Source organism: Pseudomonas sp. NBRC 111119, assembly GCF_001320125.1.
Classification (GTDB): domain Bacteria; phylum Pseudomonadota; class Gammaproteobacteria; order Pseudomonadales; family Pseudomonadaceae; genus Aquipseudomonas; species Aquipseudomonas parafulva.
Genome location: NZ_BCAV01000017.1, coordinates 1 through 13,957, shown reverse-complemented (window position 1 = coordinate 13,957; position 13,957 = coordinate 1). Strand labels below are relative to the sequence as shown.

Annotated in this window: 13 protein-coding genes and 1 pseudogene; 6 read left to right on the top strand and 8 right to left on the bottom strand. The window is 63.5% G+C overall.

Features of this window, described 5'->3' with window-relative positions; all coding sequences use genetic code 11:
- Positions 1 to 27: 27 nt before the first annotated feature.
- Positions 28 to 603 (top strand): annotated as a pseudogene (locus APH25_RS26225) (PAS domain-containing protein); the annotation flags it as partial.
- 87 nt (positions 604 to 690) lie between these two features.
- Positions 691 to 1,140, top strand: coding sequence for a methyl-accepting chemotaxis protein (locus APH25_RS26220; RefSeq protein ID WP_236408551.1), 450 nt, complete (start codon positions 691 to 693; stop codon positions 1,138 to 1,140).
- On the opposite strand, the gene APH25_RS07075 is transcribed toward APH25_RS26220, so the two are convergent.
- Entirely contained in the window at positions 1,121 to 1,501 is a 381-nt protein-coding gene (locus tag APH25_RS07075; protein WP_028632254.1) for a MerR family transcriptional regulator, read from the bottom strand. The two genes, APH25_RS26220 and APH25_RS07075, sit on opposite strands and share 20 nt — an antisense overlap.
- A gap of 87 nt (positions 1,502 to 1,588) precedes the next feature.
- Here APH25_RS07075 and APH25_RS07070 point away from each other — a divergent pair, with 87 nt between their 5' ends.
- Positions 1,589 to 2,044 carry a hypothetical protein gene (locus APH25_RS07070; RefSeq protein WP_042141255.1) on the top strand — a complete coding sequence of 152 codons (456 nt, stop codon included), beginning with the start codon at positions 1,589 to 1,591 and terminating at the stop codon, positions 2,042 to 2,044.
- Here APH25_RS07070 and APH25_RS07065 read toward each other — a convergent pair.
- From APH25_RS07065 to gloB, 7 genes are all read right to left on the bottom strand, one after another.
- Complete coding sequence (locus APH25_RS07065) at positions 1,999 to 3,606, bottom strand: ABC transporter ATP-binding protein (RefSeq protein WP_060481477.1); 1,608 nt, start codon at positions 3,604 to 3,606, stop codon at positions 1,999 to 2,001. The two genes, APH25_RS07070 and APH25_RS07065, sit on opposite strands and share 46 nt — an antisense overlap.
- 1 nt (position 3,607) lies before the next feature.
- Positions 3,608 to 4,627 (bottom strand): ABC transporter permease, encoded by a 1,020-nt coding sequence (locus APH25_RS07060; RefSeq protein ID WP_028632256.1) that lies wholly within the window; start codon positions 4,625 to 4,627, stop codon positions 3,608 to 3,610.
- 1 nt (position 4,628) lies between these two features.
- A complete protein-coding gene (locus APH25_RS07055) occupies positions 4,629 to 5,702 on the bottom strand; it encodes a microcin C ABC transporter permease YejB (protein ID WP_028632257.1) in 1,074 nt (357 codons plus the stop codon).
- 1 nt (position 5,703) lies between these two features.
- A complete protein-coding gene (locus APH25_RS07050; RefSeq protein ID WP_060481476.1) occupies positions 5,704 to 7,539 on the bottom strand; it encodes an extracellular solute-binding protein in 1,836 nt (611 codons plus the stop codon).
- A complete protein-coding gene (locus tag APH25_RS07045; RefSeq protein WP_201162955.1) occupies positions 7,536 to 9,365 on the bottom strand; it encodes an extracellular solute-binding protein in 1,830 nt (609 codons plus the stop codon). The genes APH25_RS07050 and APH25_RS07045 overlap by 4 nt, the downstream gene beginning before the upstream one ends.
- A gap of 101 nt (positions 9,366 to 9,466) precedes the next feature.
- Positions 9,467 to 10,897 (bottom strand): lytic transglycosylase domain-containing protein, encoded by a 1,431-nt coding sequence (locus tag APH25_RS07040; protein ID WP_028632260.1) that lies wholly within the window; start codon positions 10,895 to 10,897, stop codon positions 9,467 to 9,469.
- Positions 10,898 to 10,997: 100 nt separating this feature from the next.
- Complete coding sequence (gene gloB, locus APH25_RS07035; RefSeq protein WP_060481474.1) at positions 10,998 to 11,777, bottom strand: hydroxyacylglutathione hydrolase; 780 nt, start codon at positions 11,775 to 11,777, stop codon at positions 10,998 to 11,000.
- Between the two features lie 85 nt (positions 11,778 to 11,862).
- On the opposite strand from gloB, the gene APH25_RS07030 reads away from it, so the two are divergent.
- From APH25_RS07030 to dnaQ, 3 genes are all read left to right on the top strand, one after another.
- Positions 11,863 to 12,636, top strand: a complete 774-nt coding sequence (locus APH25_RS07030) for a methyltransferase domain-containing protein (protein ID WP_060481473.1) — start codon at positions 11,863 to 11,865, stop codon at positions 12,634 to 12,636.
- A gap of 13 nt (positions 12,637 to 12,649) precedes the next feature.
- Entirely contained in the window at positions 12,650 to 13,096 is a 447-nt protein-coding gene (rnhA, locus tag APH25_RS07025; protein ID WP_028632263.1) for a ribonuclease HI, read from the top strand.
- Between the two features lie 80 nt (positions 13,097 to 13,176).
- Complete coding sequence (dnaQ, locus tag APH25_RS07020) at positions 13,177 to 13,935, top strand: DNA polymerase III subunit epsilon (RefSeq protein WP_060481472.1); 759 nt, start codon at positions 13,177 to 13,179, stop codon at positions 13,933 to 13,935.
- The last annotated feature ends 22 nt before the right edge of the window (positions 13,936 to 13,957 follow it).

The following is a 13,957-nucleotide window of genomic DNA, read 5'->3' as shown; positions in this document are numbered from 1 at the left end:
GGCGCACTCCACCCGCAGGTGACATTCATGTTCAATCGCCAACTAAAAGCAACGCTAGCCGCGCGTGATGCCGAACTCGCTGAACTCCGTCAGCGCCTTCAACAATTGGAAAGCGGCGTTTTCCTGCGTCTGGACGACCAGCGCCGCGTCGCCACCTGCAGCCCGGCCTTTGCTGCGGCGCTGGGGGTGGAGGCTGGCGAAATGGTGGGGCAACCGTTGGCCCAGTGGCTGGCCGAACCTGCCCAGGAGAGCCAGGCGCTGGTAGATGCCCTGTTACGCTCCAGTGCAGTGATCCAGTTCGACCTGACCGGCAAGGTGCTCTCGGCCAACGCCAACTTCCTCAACGCCCTGGGGTATCGGCTGGAAGAAGTGGTCGGCCAGCACCACCGCATGTTCTGCAGCGCCGAGGAAGTGTCCGGGGACGGCTACACCACCTTCTGGCGCACCCTCAATGCCGGCCGTTATGTGACCGGCCGCTTCAAACGCCTCGATAAACAGGGCCATGAAGTGTGGCTGGAAGCCAGCTACAACCCTGTCAGCGACGCCAGTGGCAAATTGGTGAGGGTGGTGAAATTCGCCTCGGTGGTCACCGACCAGGTGCAGCGCGAGGAGGCGGTGCGCCAGGCCGCGCAGGTGGCCCTGGAAGTGTCGCGGCGTACCGACGGCGGCGCCAGCGAGGGTGTGTTGGTAATGCACGAGGTGGGGCAGTCGATGCAGGGTGTGGCCCGTCAGTTGCAATCGGCTGGCGATACCATCAGTGCGCTGGGTGAACAGTCCACGGTCATCAGCGCGATCGTGCAGACCATCGGTGCCATTGCCTCGCAGACCAACCTGCTGGCCTTGAATGCCGCCATCGAGGCTGCCCGGGCGGGTGAGCAGGGGCGTGGCTTTGCGGTGGTGGCCGATGAAGTGCGCAAGCTGGCCGGCCGCACCAGCACTGCCACGGCCGAGATCGATGCCGTGGTAGCGCGCAACCAGGCCCTGGTCAGCCAGGCCGTTGGCGAAGTGCAAAGCAGCCGCACCGAAGCCGCCAATGGGCTGCAACTGGCCGGGCATGCCGGCCACGTCATCACGGGTATACAGGAAGGCGCCAAACGGGTGGTGGCGGCGGTGGAGCGGGTCAGCGAGGACCTGCGCTAGCGGCGGGTAACTCCGGGCGCAGCGGGCAGGCCAGGGTCAGGCGTTGCTGCAAGGCAGCACGCAGGGCTTGCAGGTCTGCCAGGCGCTGTTCCACCAAGGCCAGTTTGTCCCGTAGCAGCGCCTCCACTGCTCGGTCCGGGTCTGGGGCGGCCCAGAGCGCTTGCACGTTGCTGCCGATCTCGTTCAGGCTGAACCCCAACTGCTGCGCAGTGCGAATGAACGCGACCAGTTGCGCGGTTTCCTGATCGTAGTCGCGGTAGCCATTGGCCAACCGGTGCGAGCGGATCAGCCCACGTTCCTCGTAAAAGCGCAGGGTGTCACGGCTGACGCCGCAGGCCTGGGCCAGTTGACCAATACGCACTGTGTTTTTCCTGAACATGGGCTTGACCCTGGAGCATACTCCAGGCTTTAGCCTGCTGCCTTCATTGAATTGCAGAAGGCATCGAACATGTGGAGTAACACCCAGTATCGCCAGCTGGTGCGGGCCAGCGGCCTCTACGACTTGCTGATCACAGTGGGCTTCGCCACCCCCTGGACCTTTGCCTGGCTGCATGGCTGGCTCAGCACGCTACACGGCACCCTCGGCCTTGCAGGGGAAATACCCGTGTTCGAACCCATGCACGTGATGATGGCCAACCTGATGGGCTCGATCGTGTGTGTGTGGGCGTGGCTGCGGATCCGTCACCCGCAGGTGTTGTTCGGCCGCTACGACGCCGCAGGCCGGGTGCTGTTTTCTGCCTGGCAGTTGTATGCGCTGGCCAACGGGGCCTCCGCGTTGCTGTGGGGCATTCTGGTGCTGGAAGTGCTGTGGGCGATTGCGCAGCTGGCGCCTGTGGCGAAGGCGCCAGCTGCTGCCTGTCATGACACGTCAGCCTGCAGAAATGCCGCCTCCAGCAGTTGCTGAGTGTAAGCATGCTGCGGGGCCTGGAAGATCGCCTGGGCATCGCCTTGCTCCACCACATGCCCATGCTTGATCACCATCAACTGGTGGCTCAGCGCCTTGACCACGGCCAGGTCGTGGCTGATGAACAGGTAGGTAAGGTTGTACTTGTGCTGCAGGTTGCGCAGCAACTCGACCACCTGGCGCTGGACGGTGCGGTCCAGCGCGGAGGTGGGTTCGTCCAGCAGGATCAGGGCAGGTTTGAGCACCAGTGCCCGGGCGATGGCGATGCGCTGACGCTGGCCACCAGAGAACTCATGCGGGTAGCGATGACGGGTTTGCGGGTCGAGCCCGACCTCTTCAAGCGCAGCGATGATCGCCGCCTCTTGTTCTGCGGCGGTGCCGATACGGTGAATGCGTAGCCCCTCACCGACGATGTCCGCCACGCTCATGCGCGGGCTCAGGCTGCCGAACGGGTCCTGGAACACCACCTGCATCTCCCGGCGCAGCGGGCGCACCGCTTGCTGATTCAGCCCTTGCAGGTCCTGCCCGTTGAACCGGATGGCGCCGCGGCTGGCTATCAGGCGCAAAATGGCCAGCCCCAATGTGGACTTGCCCGACCCGGACTCACCGACGATGCCCAGTGTCTGGCCCTGGGGCAGGCTGAAATTCACCCCATCCACGGCCTTGACATGGTCGACGGTGCGGCGCAGCAGGCCTTTCTTGATCGGGAACCAGACCTTCAGGTCATCCACCTCGAGCAGCGGTGCGCCTTGCGGGTTGTGGGCCGGCAGCCCGCTGGGCTCGGCGTTGATCAGCATCTGCGTATAGGGGTGTTGCGGTGCGCTGAACAGCGTCGCGCACTCGGCCTGCTCGACGATCTTGCCGCGCTGCATTACGCACACCCGGTGGGCGATGCGCCGCACCAAGTTGAGGTCATGGCTGATCAGCAGCAGCGCCATGCCCAGGCGTGCCTGCAGCGCCTTGAGCAGGTCGAGAATCTTCAACTGCACGGTCACGTCCAGCGCCGTGGTGGGTTCGTCGGCAATCAGCAGTTCGGGCTCGTTGGCCAGTGCCATGGCGATCATCACCCGCTGGCGCTGGCCGCCGGACAGCTCATGGGGCAGGGCCTTGAGGCGCTTGTGCGGCTCCGGTATGCCCACCATGTCCAGCAGTTCCAGCGTGCGTGCAGTGGCCTGCTTGCCGGTCAGCCCCTTGTGCAGCAGCAGGATCTCGTTGATCTGCTTTTCGATGCTGTGCAAAGGGTTCAGCGAGGTCATTGGCTCCTGGAAAATCATCGCAATGCGGTCGCCACGGATGCGCTGCAGGCTCTTTTCGTTTTGCTGAAGGAGGTCCTTGCCTTCGTAGCGGATGCTACCCGCCGGGTGACGTGCCAGGGGGTAGGGCAGCAAGCGCAGAATGGAGTGCGCGGTGACGGACTTGCCCGACCCGCTCTCGCCGACCAGCGCCAGGGTTTCGCCCTTGCGGATATCGAAGCTGATGCCATCCACTACGCGGTTGACGTGCTCGCCGGTCACGAACTCCACGGCCAGGTCGCGCACTTCGATCAGGTTCTGTTCACTCATGTCACTTCCTCGGGTCGAAGGCATCGCGGGCGGATTCGCCGATGAACACCAGCAGGCTCAGCATCAGGGCCAGCACGGCGAACGCGCTGATGCCCAGCCAGGGCGCCTGGAGGTTGGACTTGCCCTGGGCCACCAGCTCGCCCAGCGACGGCGCCCCTGGCGGCAGGCCGAAGCCGAGGAAGTCCAGGGCGGTCAGCGTGCCGATGGCACCGGTGAGGATGAAGGGCATGAAGGTCATGGTCGAAATCATGGCGTTAGGCAGAATGTGCCGGTACATGATGGCGCCATTGCGCATGCCCAGTGCCCGGGCGGCGCGCACGTATTCCAGGTTGCGCCCGCGCAGGAACTCGGCGCGCACCACGTCCACCAGGCTCATCCACGAAAACAACAACATGATGCCCAGCAGCCACCAGAAATTGGGTTGCACGAAACTGGCCAGGATGATCAGCAGGTACAGCACGGGCAGGCCCGACCAGATCTCCAGAAAGCGCTGCCCGGCTAGGTCTACCCAGCCACCGTAGAAGCCCTGCAAGGCCCCGGCGATCACCCCCACGATGGAACTGAGCACGGTGAGGGTGAGGGCGAACAGCACGGAAATGCGGAAGCCGTAGATGACCCTGGCCAGCACATCGCGGCCCTGGTCATCGGTGCCTAGCCAGTTGTCCGCCGAAGGCGGCGCGGGGGCCGGCACGCGCAGGTCGTAGTTGATGCTCTGGTAGCTGAACGGGATCGGTGCCCACAGCACGAAGCTGTCTTTCTTTGCCAGCAGGTCGCGTATGTACGGGCTCTTGTAGTTGGCTTCCAGCGGGAATTCACCGCCGAAGGTGGTCTCCGGGTAGCGCTTGAACGCCGGGAAGTACCACTCACCGTCGTAGCGCACGGCGATGGGTTTGTCGTTGGCGATCAGCTCGGCGCCCAGGCTCAGGCCGAACAGAATCAGGAACAACCACAGCGACCACCAGCCACGGCGGTTGGCCTTGAAGCGCTCGAAGCGCCGGCGGTTGAGAGGGGACAAGGCCATGTCAGTGCTCCCGGCTGGCAAAGTCGATGCGCGGATCGACCAGGGTGTAGGTCAGGTCGCCGATCAGTTTCACCACCAGCCCCAGCAGGGTGAAGATGAACAGGGTGCCGAAGACCACCGGGTAGTCGCGGTTGATGGCCGCCTCGAAACTCATCAGCCCCAGGCCGTCGAGGCTGAAAATCACTTCGATCAGCAGGGAACCGGTGAAGAAGATGCCAATGAACGCCGACGGGAAACCGGCGATCACCAGCAGCATGGCATTACGGAACACATGCCCGTACAGCACCCGCGGCCTGCTCAGGCCCTTGGCCTTGGCGGTGACCACGTACTGCTTGTTGATCTCGTCCAGGAAGCTGTTCTTGGTGAGCAGGGTCATGGTGGCGAAGTTGCCGATGACCAGCGCGGTGATGGGCAGCACCAGGTGCCAGAAGTAGTCGAGCACCTTGCCGGTGGTGCTCAGCTCGTCGAAGTTGTTCGAGGTGAGGCCGCGCAGTGGGAACCAGTCGAAGTAGCTGCCACCGGCAAACAGCACGATCAGCAGGATGGCGAACAGGAACGCCGGGATGGCGTAGCCGACGATGATCGCCGAGCTGGTCCATACATCGAAATGGCTGCCGTGGCGCACAGCCTTGGCGATGCCCAGGGGGATCGAGATCAGGTACATGATCAAGGTGCTCCACAACCCCAGCGAGATCGACACCGGCATTTTCTCGATGATCAGGTCGATCACCTTGGCATCGCGGAAGAAGCTGTCACCGAAGTCCAGCCGGGCGTAGTTCTTGATCATGATCCACAGGCGCTCGGGCGGTGATTTGTCGAAACCGTACATGTGCTCGATTTCGGCGATCAGCGCCGGGTCCAGGCCTTGGGCGCCCCGGTAGTTGGAGCCGGCCACGGACACTTCGGCGCCGCCGCCGGCAATGCGGCTGGTGGCGCCTTCAAAGCCCTCCAGCTTGGCGATCATCTGTTCCACCGGGCCGCCAGGGGCAGCCTGGACAATGATGAAGTTGATGACCAGGATGCCGAACAGGGTCGGGATGATCAGCAGCAGGCGCCGCAGGATGTAGGCCAGCATCTCAGTTGGCCTCGTTCGCGGGGGCGGCGCTTACGGCCGGGGTAACCTCGGGCTTGATCCACCAGGCGTCGATGCCGATGTCATATTTGGGCGAAACCTTGGGGTGGCCTATGTGGTTCCAGTAGGCCACGCGCCAGGTTTTGATGTGCCAGTTGGGGATCACGTAGTAGCCCCACAGCAACACCCGGTCCAGGGCGCGGCAATGGTCGATCAGGCTCTGGCGCGAATCGGCGTTGATCAGCGCTTCCACCAGTTGGTCGATGGCAGGGTCCCGCAGGCCGATGAAGTTGCGGCTGCCGGGGTTGTCGGCGGCATTGCTGGACCAGAACTCGCGCTGTTCGTTGCCGGGCGAGTTGGACTGCGGGTAACTGCCCACGATCATGTCGAAGTCCCGCGAACGCAGGCGGGTTATGTACTGGGAAACGTCGACGCGGCGGATGTTCAGCTCGATGCCCAGGTCAGCCAGGTTGCGCTTGAAGGGCAGCAGAACCCGTTCGAATTCGGTTTGCGTCAGCAAAAACTCGATGCTCACGGGCTTGCCCTGGGCGTCGACCATCTTGTCGTCGACGATCTTCCAGCCGGCGTCCTGCAGCAATTTGTAGGCCTGGCGCTGCTGGTCGCGAATCATGCCGCTGCCGTCGCTCACCGGGTTGTGGAAAGCCTGGTTGAACACAGGGTCTGGCACTTTGCCGCGCAATGGCTCGAGGATGCTCAGCTCGCTGGGGCTGGGCAGCCCGCGAGCCGCCATGTCCGAGTTCTCGAAGTAACTGCCCGTGCGCGTATAGGCGCCATTGAACAGCTGCTTGTTGGTCCATTCGTAGTCCAGCAACAGGCTCAGTGCCTGGCGTACACGCACGTCCTGGAACACCGGGCGACGGATATTGAAGATGAAGCCCTGCATGCCGGTAGGGTTGCCGTTGGGCAGTTCTTCCTTGATCAGCCGGCCATCGCGTACGGCAGGCACGTTGTAGGCGGTGGCCCAGTTCTTGGCGCTTACTTCCAGCGCGTAGTCGAATGCACCTGCCTTCAGCGCCTCCAGGGCGACCGTGGTGTCGCGGTAGGAGTCGTAGGTCATTGCATCGAAGTTGTAGAGCCCGCGGTTGATCGGCAGGTCCTTGGCCCAGTAGTCCTTTACCCGCTCATAGCGCACCGAGCGCCCGGCCTTGACCTCGGCGACCTTGTACGGGCCGCTGCCCAGGGGCACTTCCAGGTTGCCACGCTTGAAGTCGCGGGTGGCGTACCAGTGCTTGGGCAGCACCGGTAGCTGGCCGAGGATCAGCGGCAGTTCGCGGTTGCCCTTGTGCTTGAACTTGAACAGCACCTTGAGCGGGTCTTCGGCGATTACGTCTTCGACGTCGGCGTAGTACTGCCGGTACAGCGGCGCGCCGTCCTTTACCAGCGCATTGAAGCTGAACACCACGTCTTCGGCACGCATTGGCGTACCGTCATGGAAGCGCGCTTCGGGGCGCAGGTAGAAGCGCACCCAGCTGTTGTCCGGCGCTTTTTCGATCTTGCCGGCCACCAGCCCGTATTCGGTAAACGGCTCGTCCAGGCTCTGGCGCATCAACGTGTCGTAGATGATGCTGATGTTCTCGGCCGACACGCCTTTGTTGATGAACGGGTTGAGGCTGTCGAAGCCACCGAAGCTGGACTGGCGGAAGGTGCCGCCCTTGGGGGCGTCCGGGTTCACGTAGTCGAAGTGCTTGAAGTCGGCGGGGTACTTGGGCGGCTCGTCATACAGGGTCAGTGCATGCTGGGGGGCCGCCAGGGCGGGAAGGCTCAGGCAGGCCAGCAGAAGGCTGCCTGCCAACCGGCGCAGTCGGTGGGTTGGCGTCATTGGGCTTTCTCCGAAGTCTTGATCCACCAGCTGTTCAGCCCAAGGGTGTAGGGCGGCGTGGTGATGAAGGCGAAGCGGTTGCGGTAGGCCAGGCGATGGTTGTCCAGGTACCAGTTGGGGATCATGTAGTACTGCCACGAAAGCACCCGGTCCAGTGCACGGGCAGCGGCAACCTGGTCATCGCGGGTGCGTGCGGCCAGCAGCGTGTCGAGCAGGTGGTCCACCACAGGGTCCTTGACGCCTGCGTAATTCTTGCTGCCCTTGGTTGCCGCCTGGCTGGAGTGGAAGTACAGCCACTGTTCAAGGCCGGGGCTGAGGGTCTGGTTGAGTGTCATCAGGATCATGTCGAAATCAAACTGGTCCAGCCGCTGTTTGTACTGGGCGCGGTCCACGGTGCGCAAGTGTGCGTCGATACCGATGCTGGACAGATTTTCGACATAAGGTTGCAGGATGCGTTCAAGGTTGGGGTTCACCAGCAGCACCTCCATGCGCAGCTGCTGGCCCTTGGCGTCGACCAGGCGCTGCCCGTTCAGCTTCCAGCCGGCTTCACCCAGCAGGCCCAGGGCTTTGCGCAGGGTTTGGCGGCCAGTGCCACGGCCATCCGTATGGCTCACCTGGTAGGGTTCGGTGAACAGCTTGGCTGGCAGTTGATCGCGAAACGGCGCCAGCAGCAGCCACTCCTTGCCACTTGGCAGGCCCTCGGCGGTGAATTCGCTGTTGGGGTAGTAGCTGGTAGAGCGGCGGTAGGCGCTGCTGAACAGCGCGCGGTTGGTCCACTCGAAGTCCAGCATCAGCCCCAGCGCCTCGCGCACCCGCGGGTCGCTGAAGGTGGCGCGGCGGCTGTTCATGAACAGGCCCTGGGTTTGCGTGGGTATGCGGTGGGGGATCTGCGCCTTTATCACCTCGCCCCGGCGCACGGCGGGGAAGTTGTAGCCGTTCGCCCAATTCTTGGCCTGGTGCTCGATGTAGATGTCGAACTCACCCGCCTTGAACGCCTCGAAGGCCACCGTTGCATCGCGGTAGAACTCGTATTCGACGCGGTCGAAGTTGTACTTGCCGCGGTTCACCGCCAAGTCCTTGCCCCAGTAGTTCTTCACGCGCTCGAACACCAGCCGGCGGCCCGGCTGGACCTCGGTGATGCGGTAGGGGCCACTGCCCAGCGGTGGCTCGAAGGTGGTGGCCTTGAAATCGCGGTTCTGCCAATAGTGCTTGGGCAGCACCGGCATTTCGCCAAGGCGCAGGATCAACAACGGGTTGCCCGCCCGCTTGAACACGAAACGGATGCGCAACGGCCCAAGGATGTCCACCCGCTGCACTTCCTGCAGGTTGGTGCGGTAAAGGGGGTGGCCTTCCTTGAGCAGCGTGCGGTAGCTGAAGGCAACGTCTGCCGAGGTAATCGGCTTGCCATCGTGCCAGCGGGCTTCGGGGCGCAGGTTAAACACCACCCAACTGCGGTCTTCGCTGTATTCGACCGAACGCGCGATCAGGCCATAGCTGGACGTAGGCTCGTCGCCAGAGGGGTCGTACTGGCCGGTGCCCACCATCAGCGTTTCGTTCAGCTCGCTCACGCCGTACTGCTGGAAGTTGGGCGTGGTGACCGGGCTCGACCCCTTGAAGGTATAGGGGTTGAGGGTGTCGAATGTGCCGAAGGCCATGGCCCGCAAGGTGCCACCCTTGGGTGCTTGCGGGTTGACCCAGTCGAAGTGGGTGAAGGTGGCTGGGTATTTGAGCGTGCCGAACTGCGCGTATCCGTGGCTTTCGCTCACCATCGCGACTGTGGGAAAGCTCAAGGCCAGGCTGAGCGTAAGCAGGAGGGGACGTATCAAGTCGGCATCCGATCCAGAGGCATTGGGCTTTGATCGGGGTACAGTAACAGCTTGCCAGTGTAGGAAAAAGCTTCAGGCTGCATGCCCGAAGCTGCACACTTTCAGTGGCCGAGGTAGACGGTCAGGGTCTGGCCGGGTTTGAGGGCATGGCCGCTGCGTGGGTTCCAGCGCTTGAGGTGGGTCATCTCCACATTGAAACGCTTGGCCACCAGGTACAGGGAGTCGCCTTTACGCACCTTGTACTGAGTAGAGCGCTGGGCAGCGCTGGCGACCCGGTTGGCCGCTGCACTCGGCGCATTGCCGCCGCGCAGGGCCAGCACCTGGCCGGCGCGCAGGTTGTTGCCACTCAGGCGATTCCAGCGCTTGATGTCCTGCACCGATACACGGTTGGCCTGGGCAATCGCACCCAGGTTGTCCCCGCGCTTGACGCGGTAGCTGCGGGCTGCGGCAGGTGCCTTGGCCTCTGCCACGGCCCGGGCGAAGGCTGCCTGCGGCGGCTGCAGGGTCACCAGTTGCTCGGGTTTGAGGTTGGAAAGGCTGGCGGTAAGCAACTGCGCCTTGGCGGTAGGCACCAGCAATTGCTTGGGGCCGTCGACGGTCATGCGCTTCTTGAATGCCGGGTTGAGCTGAATCAGCTCGTCTTCGTCGATGTTGGCGAACGCCGCTACGCGGGTTAGGTCGAGGCGGTCATTGATGGCCACCGCCTCGAAATAGGGTTCGTTGGCGATCGGCGTAAGGTTGACGCCGTAGGCTTCAGGGGTAGACACCACCTGCGACAGGGCCAGCAGCTTGGGCACGTAGTCGCGAGTTTCCTGAGGCAGTGGCAGGTTCCAGTAGTCGGTGGGCAGGCCAAGCTTTTCGTTGCGCTCCATGGCACGGCTTACCGTGCCTTCGCCTGCGTTGTAGGCCGCCAGGGCCAGCAGCCAGTCCCCGTTGAACATGTCGTGCAGGCGGGTGAGGTAGTCCAGCGCCGCGTTGGTCGAGGCGGTGACGTCGCGGCGCCCGTCATAGAAGTTGGTCTGGCGCAGGTTGAAATGGCGGCCGGTGGCCGGCATGAACTGCCACATGCCGGCAGCACTGGCGCGGGAGTAGGCCATCGGGTTGTAGGCGCTTTCGATGGCTGGCAGCAGCGCCAGCTCCAGCGGCATGCCGCGTTCTTCCAGGCGTTCGACGATGTAGTGCAGGTACAGGCTGCCGCGCTCGCCCGCGCTCTCGATAAAAGTGGGATTGCTGGCGAACCAGAGGCGCTGCTGGTCGATACGTGGGTTGACGTCGATGTAGTCCTGCAGCACGAAGCCCTGGCGCATGCGCTCCCAGACGTCGCGCGGTGCCTGTTCCACGGGTTTGGCCAGCAACGGCGCGGGCTTTGGCTTGATTCGCGCCTGGTAATTGTGCGCGCGAACGCTGTCGGATTCTTCGAGCTGACGGGTGCTCTGGCAACCCACCAGGGTGGCGGCCAGGGCCAGCGCACTGACCTGGGCCAGGCGCGTCAGCGCGACGGAATGAGAGGTTCTGCGGCTACGGGAAGACATCGGCGGGTACGGGTATCCGGGCGAAAAATTTCGGCGATTCTAGGAACCGCACCCTACCGGGTCAACCTTTCCCCACCACTTGCGATATATCTTGGGGTTATCAGAACTGGTCTTTCCAAGACCTCAAGGCAGCAAAAACAGCGACATGCGTGGTGTTGGAATGTCCCTTCCATTCGTCTGCTTTTTGTTTAACTAATGTTTCAGAGGTGCGCAAAAATGGATTTGTGCGCCGTTCCAGGCCGATGGTGGAAGGCAGTGTGATGCGATCCTCTGCACGCAGGCGGCTGACGTCATCAAAGCGTTGCTGGATGTCCGCGTTGCCAGGTTCTACTGCCTTGGCGAAGCGCAGGTTGCTCAGGGTGTATTCGTGGGCGCAGTACACCTGGGTGTGCTCCGGCAACGCCGCCAGGCGGGCCAGGGCAGGCTGCATCTGCTCGGGTGTGCCCTCGAACATGCGCCCGCATCCGGCCGCGAACAGCGTGTCGCCACTGAACAGCACCGCGGGTGTGGGTTGGTCGCTGAAGAAGGCGATATGCCCCAGGGTATGGCCGGGTACGGCCAGTACCTGGTAGGTCTGGCCCAGCACGGTGACCTGGTCACCCTCGCCCAGGGCCACGTCGCGGCACGGAATCGCTTCGCTGGCCGGCCCGTAGACCCGTGCGCCGGTCTGCCGCTTGAGCTGTTCAACCCCGCCCACATGGTCATTGTGGTGGTGGGTGATCAGGATGTCCGTCAGCGCCCACTCCGGGTGCGCGGCCAGCCAGCGCTGCACCGGGCCGGCATCGCCCGGGTCGACCACCGCGCACTGGCGTTTGGCATTATCCTGTAACAACCAGATGTAGTTATCGGAGAAAGCGGGGAGAGCATCGATCTGTATCATGGTGCGGATCCGATTCGCCTAGCTTGGCATATGAAGGCATCTTAGCCGCGATGGCGCGGCGCGAGAACCTTCGAGGGAGAGCACAATGACCGACCAAGCCTTTGCCCAGGCCGACCCGGAGTGGGTCACGCTGACCAGCCTGGCCCGTGAGTGGTTCAACGGCCCGGTGGGCCGGTTGATGCTCCAGGAGGAACAGAAGCTGCTCGAGGAGGAACTGGGGCGCTTCTTTGGTGGCTATCTTGTGCACTACGGCCCGTGCGCCGAGGCGCCACCCAGTGCGCCCAAGGTGCAACGCAATGTGCGCCTGGGCGCCCCTTTGCCGGGGGTTGAAATCGTCTGCGAAGAGCAGGCCTGGCCATTGAGCGAACACGCCGCCGACGTGGTGGTGCTGCAGCATGGCCTGGATTTCAGCCTTTCACCCCACGGCCTGCTGCGCGAGGCTGCCAGCGCCGTGCGCCCAGGCGGGCATCTGTTGATCATCGGCATCAACCCGTGGAGCAGTTGGGGCATCCGCCATTGCTTCAGCCAGGGGGCCTTGCGCAAGGCCCGCTGCATCCCTGCATCCAGGGTAGGGGACTGGCTGAACCTGCTGGGCTTCGCGCTGGAGAAACGCCGCTTCGGGTGCTATCGTCCGCCGCTCGCTTCACCCGCCTGGCAGCAACGCCTGCAAGGTTGGGAGCGCATCGCTGGTGGCTGGCAAAGTGCAGGCGGCGGTGTCTACCTGCTGGTGGCGCGCAAGATGGTGGTGGGCCTGCGCCCATTGCGGCCCGAACGGCGCGAGCCGATGGGCAAGCTGCTGCCGTTGCCGCTGGCCAAGGTGAACCGCGCTGCGGCCAGTACCGATACCGAACAGAACTGAACATGAGTGGTGCATGAGCGAAAGCGTCGAGATGTATACCGATGGTGCCTGCAAGGGCAACCCTGGCCCGGGCGGCTGGGGCGTCCTGATGATTTTCAAGGGCGTGGAGAAGGAACTGTGGGGTGGTGAGCGTGAAACCACCAACAACCGCATGGAGCTCATGGCCGCCATCCAGGGGCTGATGGCCCTCAAGCGTGAGTGCGACGTGGTGCTGACCACCGACTCGCAATACGTGATGAAAGGCATCAACGAGTGGATGGTGAACTGGAAGAAGCGCGGCTGGAAAACCGCCGCCAAGGAACCGGTCAAAAACGCCGACCTGTGGCAGCAGCTTGACGAACAGGTCAACCGCCACCGCGTGACCTGGAAGTGGGTGCGTGGCCACATCGGCCACCCCGGTAACGAACGCGCTGATCAGTTGGCCAACCGCGGCGTCGACGAGGTCCGCGCCGGGCGCTGATCGACAGGCTGGCACGTGGTGCCTGGCGCTTGCTGGTATACTGCGCGCCCCTGTAACTGATGTAACTTGGAGCACGCCACGTGGAGCAGCAGCAAGACAAACGGTTCGTCATTCTCGATACCGAAACCACGGGCATGCCGGTGAGCGAGGGGCACCGCATCATCGAGATCGGCTGTGTCGAGGTGATTGGCCGGCGGCTGACGGGGCGGCATTTTCATGTGTACCTGCAGCCGGACCGCGAGAGCGACGAGGGGGCGATCAACGTTCACGGCATCACTGACGCCTTCCTGATCGGCAAGCCCCGGTTTGGCGATGTGGCCGAAGAGTTCTTCGACTTCATCCGCGGCGCCACCCTGGTCATCCATAACGCGGCGTTCGACGTCGGGTTCATCAATAACGAGTATGCCTTGCTGGGCCAGCAGGACCGGGCGGACATCTCGCAGCACTGCGCCATTCTCGACACCCTGTTGCTGGCGCGGGCGCGCCACCCGGGGCAGCGCAACAGCCTGGATGCCCTGTGCAAACGCTACGACATCGACAACTCCGGCCGTGAGTTGCACGGCGCGTTGCTCGACTCCGAACTGCTGGCCGACGTTTACCTGGCGATGACCGGGGGCCAGACCAGCCTGTCGCTGGCGGGGCATGGTACTGACGCTGATGGAGACGGGCAGGGTAGTGGCGGCAGTGAAATCCGCCGCATCACCGGTCGCGCACCAGGGCGGGTGGTGATGGCTAGCGCCGAAGAACTGGAGGCCCATGCCGAACGCCTGGCGGCCATCGCCAAGTCGGCGGGTGGCCCGTCGATGTGGCAGGCCTTGAATGAGGCGACAGCTGGGTAGTGAGGGGGCCTGTGGGGGCAAC